At 67.7% G+C, this 14,373-nt stretch carries 12 protein-coding genes; 7 read left to right on the plus strand and 5 right to left on the minus strand.

Going from position 1 to position 14,373, the window contains the following annotated elements; translation table 11 throughout:
* Positions 1-52: 52 nt before the first annotated feature.
* A complete protein-coding gene (locus ACFWUP_RS30315; RefSeq protein WP_379239429.1) occupies positions 53-1,126 on the plus strand; it encodes an NAD(P)H-dependent flavin oxidoreductase in 1,074 nt (357 codons plus the stop codon).
* A gap of 222 nt (positions 1,127-1,348) precedes the next feature.
* Here the strand turns inward: ACFWUP_RS30315 and ACFWUP_RS30320 are convergent, their stop codons facing one another.
* The 5 genes from ACFWUP_RS30320 to ACFWUP_RS30340 all read right to left on the minus strand — a co-directional run bounded on the left by ACFWUP_RS30320 (position 1,349) and on the right by ACFWUP_RS30340 (position 7,429).
* Positions 1,349-3,310, minus strand: coding sequence for a molybdopterin-dependent oxidoreductase (locus ACFWUP_RS30320; protein ID WP_379239401.1), 1,962 nt, complete (start codon positions 3,308-3,310; stop codon positions 1,349-1,351).
* A 115-nt stretch (positions 3,311-3,425) separates the two neighbouring features.
* Positions 3,426-4,580 carry an acetyl-CoA C-acetyltransferase gene (locus ACFWUP_RS30325; RefSeq protein ID WP_379239430.1) on the minus strand — a complete coding sequence of 385 codons (1,155 nt, stop codon included), beginning with the start codon at positions 4,578-4,580 and terminating at the stop codon, positions 3,426-3,428.
* A gap of 46 nt (positions 4,581-4,626) precedes the next feature.
* Positions 4,627-5,238, minus strand: coding sequence for a TetR/AcrR family transcriptional regulator (locus ACFWUP_RS30330; protein ID WP_379239402.1), 612 nt, complete (start codon positions 5,236-5,238; stop codon positions 4,627-4,629).
* A 119-nt stretch (positions 5,239-5,357) separates the two neighbouring features.
* Positions 5,358-6,155, minus strand: coding sequence for an SDR family oxidoreductase (locus ACFWUP_RS30335; protein ID WP_379239431.1), 798 nt, complete (start codon positions 6,153-6,155; stop codon positions 5,358-5,360).
* 92 nt (positions 6,156-6,247) lie between these two features.
* The gene (locus ACFWUP_RS30340; RefSeq protein ID WP_379239403.1) at positions 6,248-7,429 is read right to left on the minus strand and encodes an acyl-CoA dehydrogenase family protein; all 1,182 of its coding nucleotides are present in this window, start codon (positions 7,427-7,429) and stop codon (positions 6,248-6,250) included.
* Between the two features lie 79 nt (positions 7,430-7,508).
* Between ACFWUP_RS30340 and ACFWUP_RS30345 the strand changes: the two genes are divergently transcribed.
* From ACFWUP_RS30345 to ACFWUP_RS30370, 6 genes are all read left to right on the plus strand, one after another.
* Positions 7,509-9,305 carry an AMP-binding protein gene (locus ACFWUP_RS30345; protein ID WP_379239404.1) on the plus strand — a complete coding sequence of 599 codons (1,797 nt, stop codon included), beginning with the start codon at positions 7,509-7,511 and terminating at the stop codon, positions 9,303-9,305.
* Complete coding sequence (locus ACFWUP_RS30350) at positions 9,302-10,159, plus strand: enoyl-CoA hydratase (RefSeq protein WP_379239405.1); 858 nt, start codon at positions 9,302-9,304, stop codon at positions 10,157-10,159. The genes ACFWUP_RS30345 and ACFWUP_RS30350 overlap by 4 nt, the downstream gene beginning before the upstream one ends.
* The gene (locus tag ACFWUP_RS30355) at positions 10,160-11,302 is read left to right on the plus strand and encodes an acyl-CoA dehydrogenase family protein (RefSeq protein WP_379239406.1); all 1,143 of its coding nucleotides are present in this window, start codon (positions 10,160-10,162) and stop codon (positions 11,300-11,302) included.
* Positions 11,299-11,685, plus strand: a complete 387-nt coding sequence (locus tag ACFWUP_RS30360; protein WP_379239407.1) for a hypothetical protein — start codon at positions 11,299-11,301, stop codon at positions 11,683-11,685. Before ACFWUP_RS30355 ends, ACFWUP_RS30360 begins: the two co-directional genes overlap by 4 nt.
* Positions 11,682-12,887 carry an acyl-CoA dehydrogenase family protein gene (locus ACFWUP_RS30365; protein WP_379239408.1) on the plus strand — a complete coding sequence of 402 codons (1,206 nt, stop codon included), beginning with the start codon at positions 11,682-11,684 and terminating at the stop codon, positions 12,885-12,887. Before ACFWUP_RS30360 ends, ACFWUP_RS30365 begins: the two co-directional genes overlap by 4 nt.
* Positions 12,888-13,108: 221 nt before the next feature.
* On the plus strand, positions 13,109-14,284 hold the full coding sequence (locus ACFWUP_RS30370; RefSeq protein WP_379239409.1) for an acyl-CoA dehydrogenase family protein: 1,176 nt from the start codon (positions 13,109-13,111) through the stop codon (positions 14,282-14,284).
* The last annotated feature ends 89 nt before the right edge of the window (positions 14,285-14,373 follow it).

Here is a 14,373-nt window from a genome sequence, read left to right on the forward strand (position 1 = left end):
GCAGGCGGCACCGGAGCACGACCGGGTAGGCCCGCCCGAAAGGGGTGCGCGGTTGCGGACTCCGCTCACGGAGCTGGTCGGCATCGAGCACCCGATCGTGCAGACCGGCATGGGCTGGGTGGCAGGCCCCCGGCTGGTCGCGGCTACCGCCAACGCGGGCGGACTCGGCATTCTCGCTTCGGCGACAATGACTTTCGAGGAACTCGAGGCGGCGATCACCAAGACCGAGTCGCTCACCGACAAGCCCTTCGGCGTCAACATCCGCGCCGACGCCACCGACGCTCCCGAACGCATCGAGCTACTCATCCGCGAGCAGGTACGGGTCGCATCCTTCGCGCTCGCGCCGAAGAAGGAACTCATCGCCCGGCTCAAAGATGCCGGCGTCGTGGTCATTCCATCGATCGGCGCGGCCAAACACGCGGTGAAGGTGGCCTCGTGGGGCGCCGACGCGGTGATCGTGCAGGGCGGCGAAGGCGGCGGCCACACCGGCCCCGTCGCCACCACCCTCCTGCTGCCCTCGGTACTCGACGCCGTCGATATCCCCGTGATCGCGGCAGGCGGCTTCTTCGACGGCCGCGGCCTGGCAGCCGCCCTGTCCTACGGTGCGGCCGGCGTAGCCATGGGCACCCGCTTCCTGCTCACCCAGGAGAGCACCGTCCCGGAAGCCGTGAAGCAGGAATACCTCGCCCGCGGCCTCCAGGACACCGTCGTGTCGGTAAAAGTCGACGGCATGCCCCACCGCATGCTCAACACCGAACTGGTGACCAAGCTGGAGCACTCCGGCGGCTGGCGCGGTCTTTCAGCAGCAGTATCGAACGCGGCCAAGTTCAAGTCGATGACCGGCATGAAGTGGTCAACCCTGGCCCGCGACGGCCTGGCAATGCGAAAAACCAAGGACCTCACCTGGTCCCAGGTCGTCATGGCCGCCAACTCGGCCATGCTGACCAAAGCCGGGCTCGTCGAGGGACGCACCGACGCCGGCGTACTGCCGGCAGGTCAGGTCACCGGCATCATCGACACCCTGCCGACAGTGGCGGAACTGATCGACCAGATCGTCACCGACGCGGTCGCCCGGATCACCGCTATCAGCGCGTTGACCAGCGAACCCGCCGCCGAACCTCGCTGACCGACACCCAGCTCACCCCCGACTCGACGGCCCGGAGCCACCGTCGAGTTCGCGGGTGTCCAGAGCACCGGACCAGGCGCGACGCCCACAAGGCGTGCCCGGTTCGGCGCTCTTCGCGGTACACGCAGCTGCCCGCTCACACAGCGCCGGCGCGACCGCCTGCGGAACTCGGCTGCCGTCAACTGACCAAACCCGTCCCGCGATGCCACGGGCGGCGGTAGCTCAGCGCAGCGTGACTTCGACGCGGTTGTCGTGGAAGACCGCCCCGCCCCCGTAATCCGAATCTCGTTCGGCGATGGTGGCATTCACGGTGGCACCACCGGTGAACTTCGCCCAGCGGCCCTTGGTGGTACCCGCGACGCCCGACCGCACCCGGTCCGACACCTCGGCGACCGCCTCGAAGGAGCCGCGGGCGTTGGACACGACCACCTCGGCACCATCGGCGATGCCCCTCGCGGCCGCGTCGTCGGGGTGCAGGGTGATGGTGGATTCGCCTGCGCGGCGGCGTAGTTCGGGGTTGGCGCCGAAGGTGGTGTTCAGGAAGTAGTGGGAGGCGGCGGAGATCAGGACCAGGCCGTCGCCGGGGTCGGCGAGTGGGGTGTAGGTCGGCAGTGGGTCGTGGCCTGCGAGTTCTGCTCTGGTGGAGACGAATTGGAGTTTGCCTGCGGGGACTGGGCCTGCCTGTACCTTCAGGAAGCCGTCCGCGCGGAGGCGGTCGAGGTCGTGGCCTTTGAGTAGCTGGCGGGCCAACTCCTCGTCGGAGTCGTAGAGCGCGGGCTCGGTGAGGCCGAGGCGGTGGGAGAGTCGGCGGAAAGTCTCTGTGGTGGACAGGCATTCGCCGGGTGGGTCGACGGCGGGCTCGTTCCAGATCAGGTAGAGATGGCCGTATCCGGCGATCACGTCGAGGTGTTCGGGTTGCATCGTGGCGGGTAGGACGATGTCGGCGTAGTCGACGGTGTCGGTACCGAAGTGTTCGAGGACCACGGTGAACAGGTCTTCGCGGGACAGGCCCTCGATCACGCGACGCTGATCGGGATTGGAACCGACGGGGTTCGCTCCGATCACGAACAGCGCTTTGACCGGCGGATAATCGGTTTCGAGCAGGGCTTCGCCGAGGCGGGTCATCGACAGGGTGCGGACCGGGCGTGGCAGCAGGTCGTCGCGGCGCAGGGCGGCATCGTCGAGGCGGAAGTGTCCGCTCGTCGAATAGTGCAGTCCCCCACCGGGAATCGACCAGTCGCCGGTGACACCGGGCAGGCAGCCGAGGATTCGCAGCGCCATACCGCCGCCCGCGTGCCGCTGCATACCCTGCGACGCGCGGATGGCGGTCGGCCTGGTGTGGGCGATCCGCTCACCGAGCGCGACGATCTGTTCCTCGCGCAGTCCCGTGATCGCGGCGACGCGTTCGGGCGTGTATTCCTCGATGACGTCCCGGAATTCGGGCCAGCCCTCGGTGTGCTCGGCGATGAACGCATCGTCCTGCGCACCCAGCGACACCACTACGTGCAAAAGCCCCAGCGCCAGCGCCGCATCGGTGCCGGGCAGCGGGGCGAGGTGTTCGTCGCAGCGCTCGGAGGTCTTGGTGCGGACAGGGTCGATGGATACCAAGTAGGCGCCGCTGTCCTGGACGAACTTCCACAGGTGGTGGCCGGAGGTGAGCGGGTTGGTGCCCCACAGCAGGATCAGTTTCGACTTGGCGAAGTCCTCGGGATCCATGCCGCCGGCCGTGCCGAGGGTGTAGCTCAGACCCGCGTTACCCGCGACCGAACAGATCGTCGGGGCGTGGTGTGAGGCCCCGAGCAGGTTGAACATCCGGCGACCCGGAAAGCCTTCCATCCCTTGGATATAGCCCATGCTGCCGGTTCCGTGGAACGGCCAGATCGCCTCACCACCGAATTCGTCGATGATGCTGGTGACCCTGGTGGCGATCTCGTCGAGCGCCTCGTCCCAGCTGATCCGCTCGAACTGCCCTGACCCCTTCGGCCCGACGCGGCGCATCGGGTACCTGAGCCGACCCGGCGCACCGACCTGCTCGAGATACCGGTTCACCTTCACGCACAGCGCACCGCGCGTGACCGGGTGTTCCTTGTTCCCGCGCAGTCCCGTAGCGACGCCGTCTTCGACGGTCACCACCCACGAGCACGCGTCGGGACAGTCGAGCGGGCATGCGCCGAGCACCTTCATTGGACCAATCGTAGGCACCGGGCGCGGGCGATGCACCGGCGTAATCACCCACTTCGGCTCGTTTCAGTCAGAATTCTGATTGAAACGGCACGAAGTGTGTGATTACGCCGGTCTCTTATGCGTCGAGGCGCTCGATGATCGTCACGTTCGCCGTGCCGCCGCCCTCGCAGATGGTGAGCAGCCCGTAGCGGCCGTTCACCCGCTCGAGTTCGTGGAGCAGGGTGGCGAACAGCTTCGCGCCGGTCGCGCCGAGCGGATGGCCGAGCGCGATCGCCCCGCCGTTGACGTTCACCTTCGCCGGATCGGCGCCGATCTCCTTGATCCAGGCCAGCACCACCGGCGCGAAGGCCTCGTTGATCTCGATGACGTCGATATCGTCGATGGTCAGGCCGGTCTTTTCCAGTGCCCACTTGGTCGCCGGGATCGGGGCGCTGAGCATGAAGATCGGGTCCGCACCGCGGGCGCTGACGTAGTGGATCCGGGCGCGGGGGGTGAGGCCGTATTCGCGCACCGCCCACTCCGAGGCGAGCAGCGTCGCGCTGGCGCCGTCGGAGATCTGGCTGGCCACCGCGGCGGTGAGCGGGCTGCCTTCGCTCAGGGGTTGCAGGGTCGCCATCTTTTCGAGGCTGGTCTCACGCGGGCCCTGGTCGACCGCGAAGTCGCCGACCGGCACGATTTCCGCTTCGAAGCGGCCCTCGGCGATGGCCGCACGGGCGCGGGTGTGACTGCGCAGCGCCCACTGCTCCATGTCCTCGCGGGTGATGCCCCACTTCTCGGCGATCAGTTCGGCGCCGCGGAACTGGGAGACCTCGCCGGTGCCGTAGCGCTCATCCCAGCCGGTGGCGCCGACGAACGGGGAGTCGAAGCCGTAGTCCTTACCGGCGAGCATGGCGGCCGAGATCGGGATGGCGCTCATGTTCTGCACGCCGCCCGCGACGATCACCTCGGCGGTGCCGCTCATGATGGCCTGGGCGCCGAAGTTGATCGCCTGCTGACTCGACCCGCACTGCCGATCGACAGTGACGCCGGGAACCTCTTCCGGGAAACCCGCGGTCAGCCACATGGTGCGGCCGATATTGCCCGCCTGCGGGCCGATGTTGTCGACACAGCCGACGATCACGTCGTCGACCACGGCCGGGTCGATGCCGGTGCGCTCGACGAGTCCGCGCAGGGCGGCGGCGCCGAGGTCGGCCGGGTGGACGCCGGCGAGGGCGCCGTTGCGCTTGCCGACCGCGGTACGCACCGCATCGATCACGTAGGCCTCCCGCAACGGGGTGTAAGGGCGGCGCTCGGCGGGTGCGGTCATCTCGGAACTCCTAGTGCGTGGTACTCCCGGGCAGGGTCAGCCCGTCGAGCACGATGGTGAGATATTGCTGGGCAAGGTTTTTCACGGTGATCGGGCCACCGGGGGTGTACCAGCGCACCGCCACCCACACGGTGTCGCGCAGGAAGCGGAACGCGAGTTCCACGTCGAGTTCGGGCCGGAAGCTGCCGTCGGCGACGCCGGTGGTGAGCACCCGGTGCCACAGTTCGCGGAACTCGATGTTGAAGTCACGGATGTAGGCGAAACGTTCCACGTCGCGCAGGTTCTTGGCCTCGGCCTGGTAGATCGCGACCGCGGCGTGGTGGCGGTCGAAGGACTCGTAGGAGGCGATCACCAAGGCTTCCAGGGTGTCTCGCGAACTCAGCCCGGCCGCGGCGATCTCGCGGTAGCGGCCGAACAGGTCGTCGAGGAAGCCGCGCAGGATCTCGTCGACCATCGATTCCTTGGAGTCGAAGTGGTGGTAGAGGCTGCCGGAGAGGATGCCTGCCGAGTCGGCGATGTCGCGCACCGTGGTGGCGCGCAGGCCGCGTTCGGCGAACAGGTTCGCGGCGAGGTCGAGCAGTTCGTCGCGGCGGGTGCGTTTCACGGTATCGGGTGCGGTCACGACGTCATCCTATAACCAAGCAACTGCTTGGTTGCGGGAGCGTCGCTCACGGCCGGTCTCGCCGCCGTGATCGGATTCATGCCGGTCGGCCCAGCGCGCGAAGGGCGGGTCCGTGCTCATCATGCGCGCTGACTGCTCACCGAGACAACCTCGCCGGTCAGATACGAGGTGTAGTCACTGGCGAGCATGGCGATCGTTGCGGCTACCTCCCATGGTTCGGCAGCGCGGCCGAAAGCCTCACGCTCGCTGAGTGAGTCGAGCAGTGCGGTCGAGCTCACCTTGTCGAGGAACGGGTGGCGGGCGATGCTCGGCGCGACGGCGTTGATCCGCACCCCGAATTCGGCGGCTTCGACCGCGCTGCACCTGGTCAGCGCCATGACGCCGGCTTTCGCGGCGGCGTAGTGGGCTTGGCCGTGCTGGGCGCGCCAGCCGAGGACGGAGGCGTTGTTGACGATCACGCCGCCATGGCCCGCGCCGCGGAAGTACGCGAGAGCCGCACGGGTGCAGCGGAAGGTGCCGGTGAGGGTGATGTCGAGGACCTGGTCCCACTGCTCGTCGGTCATGTCTACGACGGCCGTTTCGCCGCCGAGGCCGGCGTTGTTGACCATGATGTCGATGCGGCCGAGTTCGGCGGCGGCGGCGCTGATCAGCTGGTTGACCTGAGTGGTGTCGCGGACGTCACAGACCACGGCACCGACCCGACGCTCGGGGAATTCCTTCGCCAGCAGTTCGGCCGTCTCGGTCAATCTCCGTTCGTGCCAATCGGATACGACGATGTCGGCGCCCTCCTCGAGGAGTCTGCGCGCGGTGGCCGAGCCGATGCCGGTGCCCGCGGCGGCGGTGATCACAGCTGTCCGGCCGGCGAGCAAGCCGTGTCCGGGAACTGGACTCGGCGCGACGGATAGCGACGCGGCCACCTGGGCGCTGCCGTCGGTCGCGACCGAGGGCGATGTATTCGCTCGGGTCAGACTTGCGGCGTCGCGATCTGCGGCCTGGGCGGAATGTTCGCTCACGGACGTGCCTCTCGCGGCAGACCGAGCACCCGCTCGGCGATGATGTTGCGCTGCACTTCGTTCGAACCTCCATAGATCGTGTCGGCGCGGCTGAACAGATACAGCCGCTGCCATGCGGTCATGTCGTCGGGGCCGAGGACCAGGCCCGACGCGCCTTGGACGGCCATCGCCAGTTCGCCGAGGTCGCGATGCCAGTTGGCCCACAACAACTTCGACACCGAGGCACCGCCCGCGTCACCTTCGCTCATGGTGCGCAGGGCGTGGGCGCGTAGGACTTTTAGGCCGACGAAGGCGCGGTCGAGACGGGCGACGACGATCGGGTCGTCGGCGGCGCCGGTTCTTTTCGCCAGGTCTTCGATGTCGGCGAGTTCGCGGGCGAAGCGGATCTGCTGGCCGAGCGTGGAGATGCCGCGTTCGAAGGTCAAGGTGCCCATGGCGATTCGCCAGCCGTCACCGGGTTCGCCGGCCACGAGGTCGGCGTCGGTGACGGCGTTGTCGAAGAACACTTCGTTGAATTCCGAAGTGCCGGTGAGCTGTTCGATCGGCCGCACTTCGATGCCGGGCTGGTTCATCGGAACCAGCAGGTAGGACAGGCCTTTGTGCCTGGTCGAGCCGCGTTCGGTGCGGGCGATGACGAAGCACCAGTCGGCGACGTGGGCCAGGGAGGTCCAGATCTTCTGGCCGTTGATCACCCATTTGTCGCCGTCGAGGCGGGCCGTGGTGCTGACCGCGGCGAGGTCGGAGCCAGCGCCCGGTTCGGAATATCCCTGGCACCACAGCTCGCCGACCGAGCGGACGCCGGGCAGGAATCGCTGCTTCTGCTCCTCGGTGCCGAAGGCGAGCAACGTCGGGCCGAGCAGTTCCTCGCCCACGTGCGAGACCCGCGCGGGGGCGTCGGCCTTCGCGTATTCCTCGTGGAAGATCACCTGTTGGCGCACGCTCGCACCGCGGCCGCCGTGTTCAACCGGCCAGCCGAGGCAGGTCCAGCCCGCCTTCGCGAGGTGGCGATCCCAGGCGAGCCGCTCGTCGAAGAACTCGTGCTCGCGACCGGGGCCGCCGGTTCCGCGCAGGTCAGCGAACTCGCCCGAAAGATTTTCGGCAAGCCAATCGCGTATTTCCGCGCAAAACTCCGCGTCGGAGATCGCGGTATCGGAATCTGAGGTCTGGATCACGCCCACGTCGGTAGGATAACCTACCAAGCACTTGCTTTGTTAGCTGCTTCGTCAAGAACAGCGACCGCACTACGGTGAGGACCCCGTGACAACCCCTGCACACACCACCCCGCAGGCGCTGCGACAAGTCGCCGCGACGCATCCACACGAACCGGCCCTGATCGACGGCGCGACCCGCCTGACCTGGACCGAACTGCTCGACCAGGTGCGCATCACCGCCCGCGCCCTGATCGCCCGCGGCATCTCCCCCGGCGATCGGGTCGCGATGTGGGCGCCGAACACGCACCACTGGGTGATCGCCGCGCTGGCCGCGCATTCGGTCGGCGCCGCGCTGGTTCCGTTGAACACCCGGTATGTGGTGGCGGAGGCGGTCGATGTGCTCACGCGGGTCGACGCGAGGGCACTGTTCGTCGCCGGACCCTTCCTGGGTCGCGATCGGGCGGCCGAGTTGCTGGCCGAGGCACCTGAGCTCGGCATCGGGACCGTTGTGGTGGTCCCGGTCGAGAGTGACGCGAAAACGTCAGCGCCATCGCACCGGGAGCGCCTCGGCACCTCCTCGCCGCGAGCCGACCCTGAACTCACCGCTGCGCCGGCGTCGAATACCGCCGGCACGACCACGGCACCTGCCGAGGGCGACGCGCAGCCGTCAACAACATTGCCCGAGACCCGCGACCCGGCCGACATCGTCGCCGTGCCGGTCGCGAACACCACCGGCTCGACAACGATGACCGCGCGGCTGTCGATGCGGCCGACCGACTTCGGAATTGGTAACACCACACTGACGTGGGCTGAGCTGCTCGAATGTGCGGCGGCCGTCTCCGACAACGCGGGCGACGAACGGGCCGCGCAGGTCTCCCCCGATGACATCGCCGACATCCTGTTCACTTCCGGCACCACCGGCCGCAGCAAGGGCACGCTCGTGACGCATCGGCAGGCCCTCGATGTGGTGCGCGGGTGGGTGGAGTGCACGACGGTGCGGGCCGGGGACCGGTATCTGGTGGTGAGCCCGTTCTTTCACAACTTCGGGTACAAGGCGGGGATTCTCGCGTGCCTGGTCACCGGGGCCACGATCATTCCGCAGGCCAGTTTCGATGTGCCGGCCACGCTCTCGCTGATCGAGTCCGAAGGCGTGACGGTGCTGCCCGGACCGCCGACGATCTATCAGACCCTGCTCGACCATCCCTCGCGAACCGGACGCGATCTGAGCTCGCTGCGGGTGGCCGTCACCGGTGCCGCGACCGTGCCGGTGGTGCTGGTCGAACGGATGCGTGACGAACTCGAATTCGACGTTGTCGTCACGGGTTACGGCCTGTCGGAGGCTTCCGGGTTCGGGACGATGTGCCGGGCCGACGACGATGCCGCCACCATCGCGGGCACCTGTGGGCGCCCGATCGCCGGTTTCGAACTGTGCCTTTCCGACGCGGGCGAGGTGCTGCTGCGCGGGCCGAACGTGATGCTCGGCTACCTCGACGACCCCGAGGCGACCGCCGAGGCCATCGACGCCGACGGGTGGCTGCACACCGGCGACATCGGCGTCGTCGACGAGCGCGGCTATCTGAAGATCACCGACCGGCTCAAGGACATGTACATCACCGGTGGGTTCAACGTGTATCCGGCCGAGATCGAACAGACCCTGGCCAGGCTCGACGGCGTCGCCGAGTCCGCGGTGATCGGCGTGCCGGATGAGCGGATGGGCGAGGTCGGTAAGGCCGTCATCGTGCGCAAGGCCGGGTCGACGCTGACCGCCGACGAGGTAATTGCCTTCGCCACAGGCACATTGGCGAATTTCAAAGTGCCCAGGCTTGTCGAGTTCCGCGACCAGCTGCCCTACAGCGCCGCGGGCAAAGTGCTCAAGCGTGAGCTACGTGAGGAGAAGTCGTGAGTTCCGAGGTTGTTACCTACGAGGTGCGTGGGTCGGTCGCCGTGGTCACCATGAACCGGCCCGATTTCCGCAATGCGCAGAACTCGAAGATGACCTATGCCCTCGATGCCGCTTTTGTGCGGGCTGTGGAGGATCCCGAGGTCAAGGTGATCGTGTTGGCGGGCAACGGAAAACACTTCAGCGCCGGGCACGATATCGGCACCCCGGGGCGCGATCACGATGTGCACTACGAGAACAAGGCCGCGCTGTGGTGGGACCACATAGATCGCCCCGGCGGTGATCAGCGGTTCGCGCGCGAGTCCGAGGTGTATCTCGGAATGTGCAGGCGCTGGCGGGAAATCCCCAAGCCGATGGTGGCGATGGTGCAGGGCGCGTGCATCGCGGGCGGGTTGATGCTGGCCTGGGTCTGCGATCTGATCGTCTGTTCCGATGACGCCTTCTTCTCCGATCCCGTTGTGCGGATGGGCATTCCGGGTGTGGAGTATTTCGCACATCCGTGGGTGATGGGTCCGCGCGCGGCCAAGGAGTTCCTGTTCACCGGTGATCGGTTCGGGGCGGCGCAGGCCAAGGAGTGGGGCATGGTCAATCGGGTTGTGCCGCGCGATGAGCTCGAGGCCGAGGTGATGGGCCTGGCCGAAAAGATTTCCGCGATGCCGCAATTCGGGTTGGCGCTCACCAAGAAGGCCGTCAACCAGGCCGAGGATCTGATGGGGATGCGCAGCGGCATGGACTCGGTTTTCGGGCTGCACCATTTCGCGCACGCTCACAATGCCGAGGTCGGCGCCGATTCGCTCGGCGGGATGAATGCCCGCTCGATGAAAGCCACCTCTACCGAACAGAACGGGACGAAATAAGTGGATCTCGAGGTCGACCCGGCTGCCCGGGAATTCCAGCTGGAGGTGCGCGCGTTCCTCGCCGCCAACGTCCCGTCCGAGCCGTTGCCGTCGATGGATACCGCGGAAGGTTTTGCCGCGCACCGGGAATGGGAAGCGAAGCTCGCAGATGCCCGGCTATCCGCGGTCTCGTGGCCGCGTGAGTTCGGCGGGCGGGACGCGTCGATTCTCGAATGGGTGCTGTTCGAGCAGGAGTACTACGCCGCCGGTGCGCCGGGGCGGGTCGCGCAGAACGGCATCTTCCTGCTGGCGCCGACCCTGTTCGAGCACGGCACACCCGAGCAGCTCGCCCGGATCCTGCCGCGTATGGCCCGTGGTGACGACATCTGGGCGCAAGCCTGGTCGGAGCCCGAAGCGGGCAGCGACCTCGCCAGCCTCCGTTCGACCGCTCGACGCACCGACGGTGGTTGGCTGCTCAACGGCCAGAAGACGTGGAGTTCCCGTGCGTCCTTCGCGGATTGGGCATTCGGGCTGTTCCGCAGCGATCCCGAGGCGCAACGTCACCACGGGCTGACCTACGTGATGTTCCCCCTCACCGCCGAAGGTGTGAGCGTGCGGCCCATCCCCCAACTGGACGGCGAACCCGGCTTCGCGGAGATCTTCCTCGACGACGTTTTCGTGCCGGATCACGATGTGATCGGCGGGGTGAACGAGGGTTGGCGGGTCGCGATGGCGACCTCGTCGAACGAGCGCGGCCTGTCGCTACGCAGCCCCGGACGGTTCAGCGCCACCGCGCAGCGGCTCATCGACCTGTGGACCGAGACCGCCGAACCCACCGACACCGCCGCCCGAAATGCGGTGGTGGACGCCTGGATCGGCGCCGAGTCCTATCGCCTGCACACCTTCGGCACCGTCACCCGCCTCCAAGACGGCGGGCAACTCGGCGCGGAATCGTCGATCACCAAGGTGTTCTGGTCCGAGCTGGATATCTCCATGCACGAGACAGCGCTCGACCTGCTCGGCGCCGCCGCCGAACAGCGCAGCACCTGGACCGACGGCTACCTGTTCTCGCTCTCGGGCCCGATCTACGCGGGCACCAACGAGATTCAGCGCAACATCATCGCCGAACGCATCCTCGGTCTGCCACGGGAGAGCAAGCGATGAACGTGCACTTCATGGTCCAGCTGGAACTGCGAACCGCCCAGCTCAGAAGCGAGCGCGCCCCGATCCCGCCGATCGACGGGGGCCTCCACGAGGTATCCCTGCCCGGCGACACCGTCCGAGACACGGTGGCACTACCCATCGGCACCGTCCGCGACACCGTGGCACTACCCGTCGGCACCGACCGAGACACGGTGGCACTACCTGTCAGCACCGACCGAGACACGGTGGCACTACCCATCGGCACCGACCGCCACGTCGTAGCGCTACCCGGTGGCACGGATGGGCGCGCCGTGGCGCTGCCCGGCGAACCCGCTGGGTCGATCTGCGTGGCCGGCACTCACTTGGGCCGAATCGCCCTTCCGAACATTGGAGGTATGCGATGAGATTCGCGCTCAGTACCGAACAGCTCGATTTCGCCGGGGAGCTGCGCAAGATCCTCGAGGCGGGGCAGGTACCCGCCGCAGTGCGCGCGTGGGCGGCGGGCGATCCTGCCACGGGGCGCGCGCTGCTGCGGCAGGTCGCCGACATGGGTGCCTTCGGATTGATCGTCGACGAGAAGTACGACGGGGCGGATGCGACCCCGGTTGATCTCGTTGTCGCGCTGATCGAACTCGGGCGCGGCGCTGTTCTCGGGCCGGTCATCGAGACTGCCGCCGTGATTCCCGCACTGCTGCAACGACTTCCGGATTCCTCGGCGGCGCAGCGGTGGTTGCCCGCGCTCGCGAGCGGCGATGCGCTCGGCACCATCACCTTCGAGCTGCAACGCGCCGTCGCCCTCGACGCCGATATCGCCGAGCCGGTGCTCATGACCGTCGACGGTCGACTGATGCTCGGGCATCGGTCGACCGACCCAGGAGCCGATGGTTCGCCCCAACTCGAGGACTCCGGGGCGGCCGCAGGAGCCAGCGAGTCGACCCGCGACCGGAACCCGCGCGCGGCCACCGTCGGTTCAGCCGCCGGACAGACGCATGTGCGCGCCGCGCCGAAGACAGAGGCGGCGACTTCGGGCGCCGGGACCTCGGGGACGGGGACCTCGGGAGCGGTGACTTCGATCGACCCCGCCCGCATCCTGGTTCGGGTCATCGCCGACGAGCTGGTCGCTGATGGGCCCGGGGTCGGAGCGGCCATTGATTACGCTTTCGATGTCGGCGTGCTGGCTTGCGCAGCGCAGCTTCTCGGTGCGGGTCGGGCGATCCTCGAGCAGACCACCGGTTATGCCAAGCAGCGCAAGCAGTTCGGGCGTGCGATCGGTGAATTCCAGGCGGTGAAGCAGCAACTCGCCGATGTGCTGATCGCGCTGGATTTGGCCGAGCCGCTGCTGTACCGCGCGGCGCTCACCCTGGAATCGAGCGACCGCGCCCGCGACGTCTCGGCGGCCGTCGTGGCCTGCGGCGATGCGGCCCACCGCGCCGCACGCGCCGGACTCCAGGTGCACGGCGCCATCGGCTACACCGCGGAATTCGACCTGTCGCTGTGGCTGACCAAGGTCGCCGCACTGCGAACCGCCTGGGGAACAGCTGATTTCCACCGTGGCCGAATCGCCTCGGCTTTGCGGTTCGCCACCCCAGTCGCGTCGACGAACTGAGGCAAGGATGCCACCGTCGTTCCGCCCGACGTCCGCTGCTCGGGCGCCGGTGGAACGCGTCGGCCAGTTTCAACGATCCAGCGGGGGCCCACATCACGGGACGCCGATAGCTGGAGCACCCGCCGCAGGTGTGCTCCGGATCGGCGCCGAACCGCAGCCGACGCACTCCCCACCTTCTCCGAAGATCCGGCCGCCAGCGCCGAGCCCTGTAAGGAACTCCCATGACATCGAATGAACTGCTCGAATTCCGGGCTTCCATCCGGGCCCTGCTCGGCAAGCACGCCACCTCGGCCGCGCTGCGTACCGCGATGGAATCCGACCTCGGGTACGACCCGAAGTTGTGGCGGATGCTGTGTGAGCAGGTCGGGGTGGCCGCACTCGCGGTGCCGGAGGAATGGGGCGGCGCGGGGGCCGGGTTGGTCGAATCGCTCATGGTTGTCGGCGACTTGGGGCGGGTACTCAGCGGGGTGCCGATGCTCGGGTCGGCGGTGCTCGGGGTGCAGGCGGTGTTGTTGTCGGGCGATGAGCAGGCTTGTGCGCGACTGCTGCCGGACTTGGCGGACGGATCACGGATGGCCGCCCTGTGCTGGGCCGATGCCCGGGGGTGGGATTCTGCCGGGGCCGTGGTGACCAACGGAAACCTCAATGGCACAGTCCATTACGTGCTGCACGGCGCGCAGGCCGACCTGCTGTTGGTACTCACCGACGACGGATTGTTCGAGACAACAGCGAAAGCCCCCGGCGTCACCATCGCCCCGACCCCCGCACTCGACCCCACCCGCAGGCTCGCCACCATCACCTTCACCAACACCCCCGCCACCAGGCTCGGCCCCGCGCCCACGAATGGAACCTCCGATATCGCCCTCGGCGACCCGACACCCGCACCCAGCAGCGAGCGAGCTGCGCCCTATGACCCAACGCACCCCACCGAGCGAGCGGCGTCTGCAGGGAAGACGGGCGCTGCTGGCGATTTACGCAAGCGATTGCGCGAGATCGCTTGGGCAGCACTGGCAGCCGAGCAAGTGGGTGCTGCACGGCGGTGCCTCGAGATGACCGTCGAATACACGGCCTCGCGGGTGCAGTTCGGCCGGCCGATCGGCAGCTTTCAGGCCCTCAAGCATCGAATGGCCGACATGTACGTGCTGGTCGAGTCCGCCGAATCGGCCGCGCTCGCCGCCGCGCAAGCCGTCGCCGAGAACAGCCCCTCCGCCGCCGAGGACGTCTGGGTCGCGCGCACGCATTGCACCGAGGCGTTCTCCGCGGTGGCCGCCGAGACCATCCAGCTGCACGGCGGCATCGCCATCACCTGGGAACACGACGCGCACCTCTACTTCAAACGAGCCCACGCCACCGCCGAACTGTTCGGCACGGCCCGCCGCCCGGCCGTTGTCGCGTAATAGGCCCGTCCATCAGCGGCCTTCCTCCGGCGTAATCACGCAATTCGTCGAGTTCCAGTCAGTATTCTGATTCTGCGGGGCCGGATTGC

The sequence above is a fragment of the Nocardia sp. NPDC058658 genome (genome assembly GCF_042716665.1).
In the GTDB taxonomy this organism is placed as follows: domain Bacteria; phylum Actinomycetota; class Actinomycetes; order Mycobacteriales; family Mycobacteriaceae; genus Nocardia.

Excerpts from the sequence above, each read along its gene's own strand:
- ACFWUP_RS30365 (WP_379239408.1), top strand. The coding sequence starts at position 11,682 with ATGAGATTCGCGCTCAGTACCGAACAGCTCGATTTCGCCGGGGAGCTG.
- ACFWUP_RS30370 (WP_379239409.1), top strand. The coding sequence starts at position 13,109 with ATGACATCGAATGAACTGCTCGAATTCCGGGCTTCCATCCGGGCCCTG.
- ACFWUP_RS30360 (WP_379239407.1), top strand. The coding sequence starts at position 11,299 with ATGAACGTGCACTTCATGGTCCAGCTGGAACTGCGAACCGCCCAGCTC.
- ACFWUP_RS30320 (WP_379239401.1), bottom strand. The coding sequence starts at position 3,310 with ATGAAGGTGCTCGGCGCATGCCCGCTCGACTGTCCCGACGCGTGCTCG.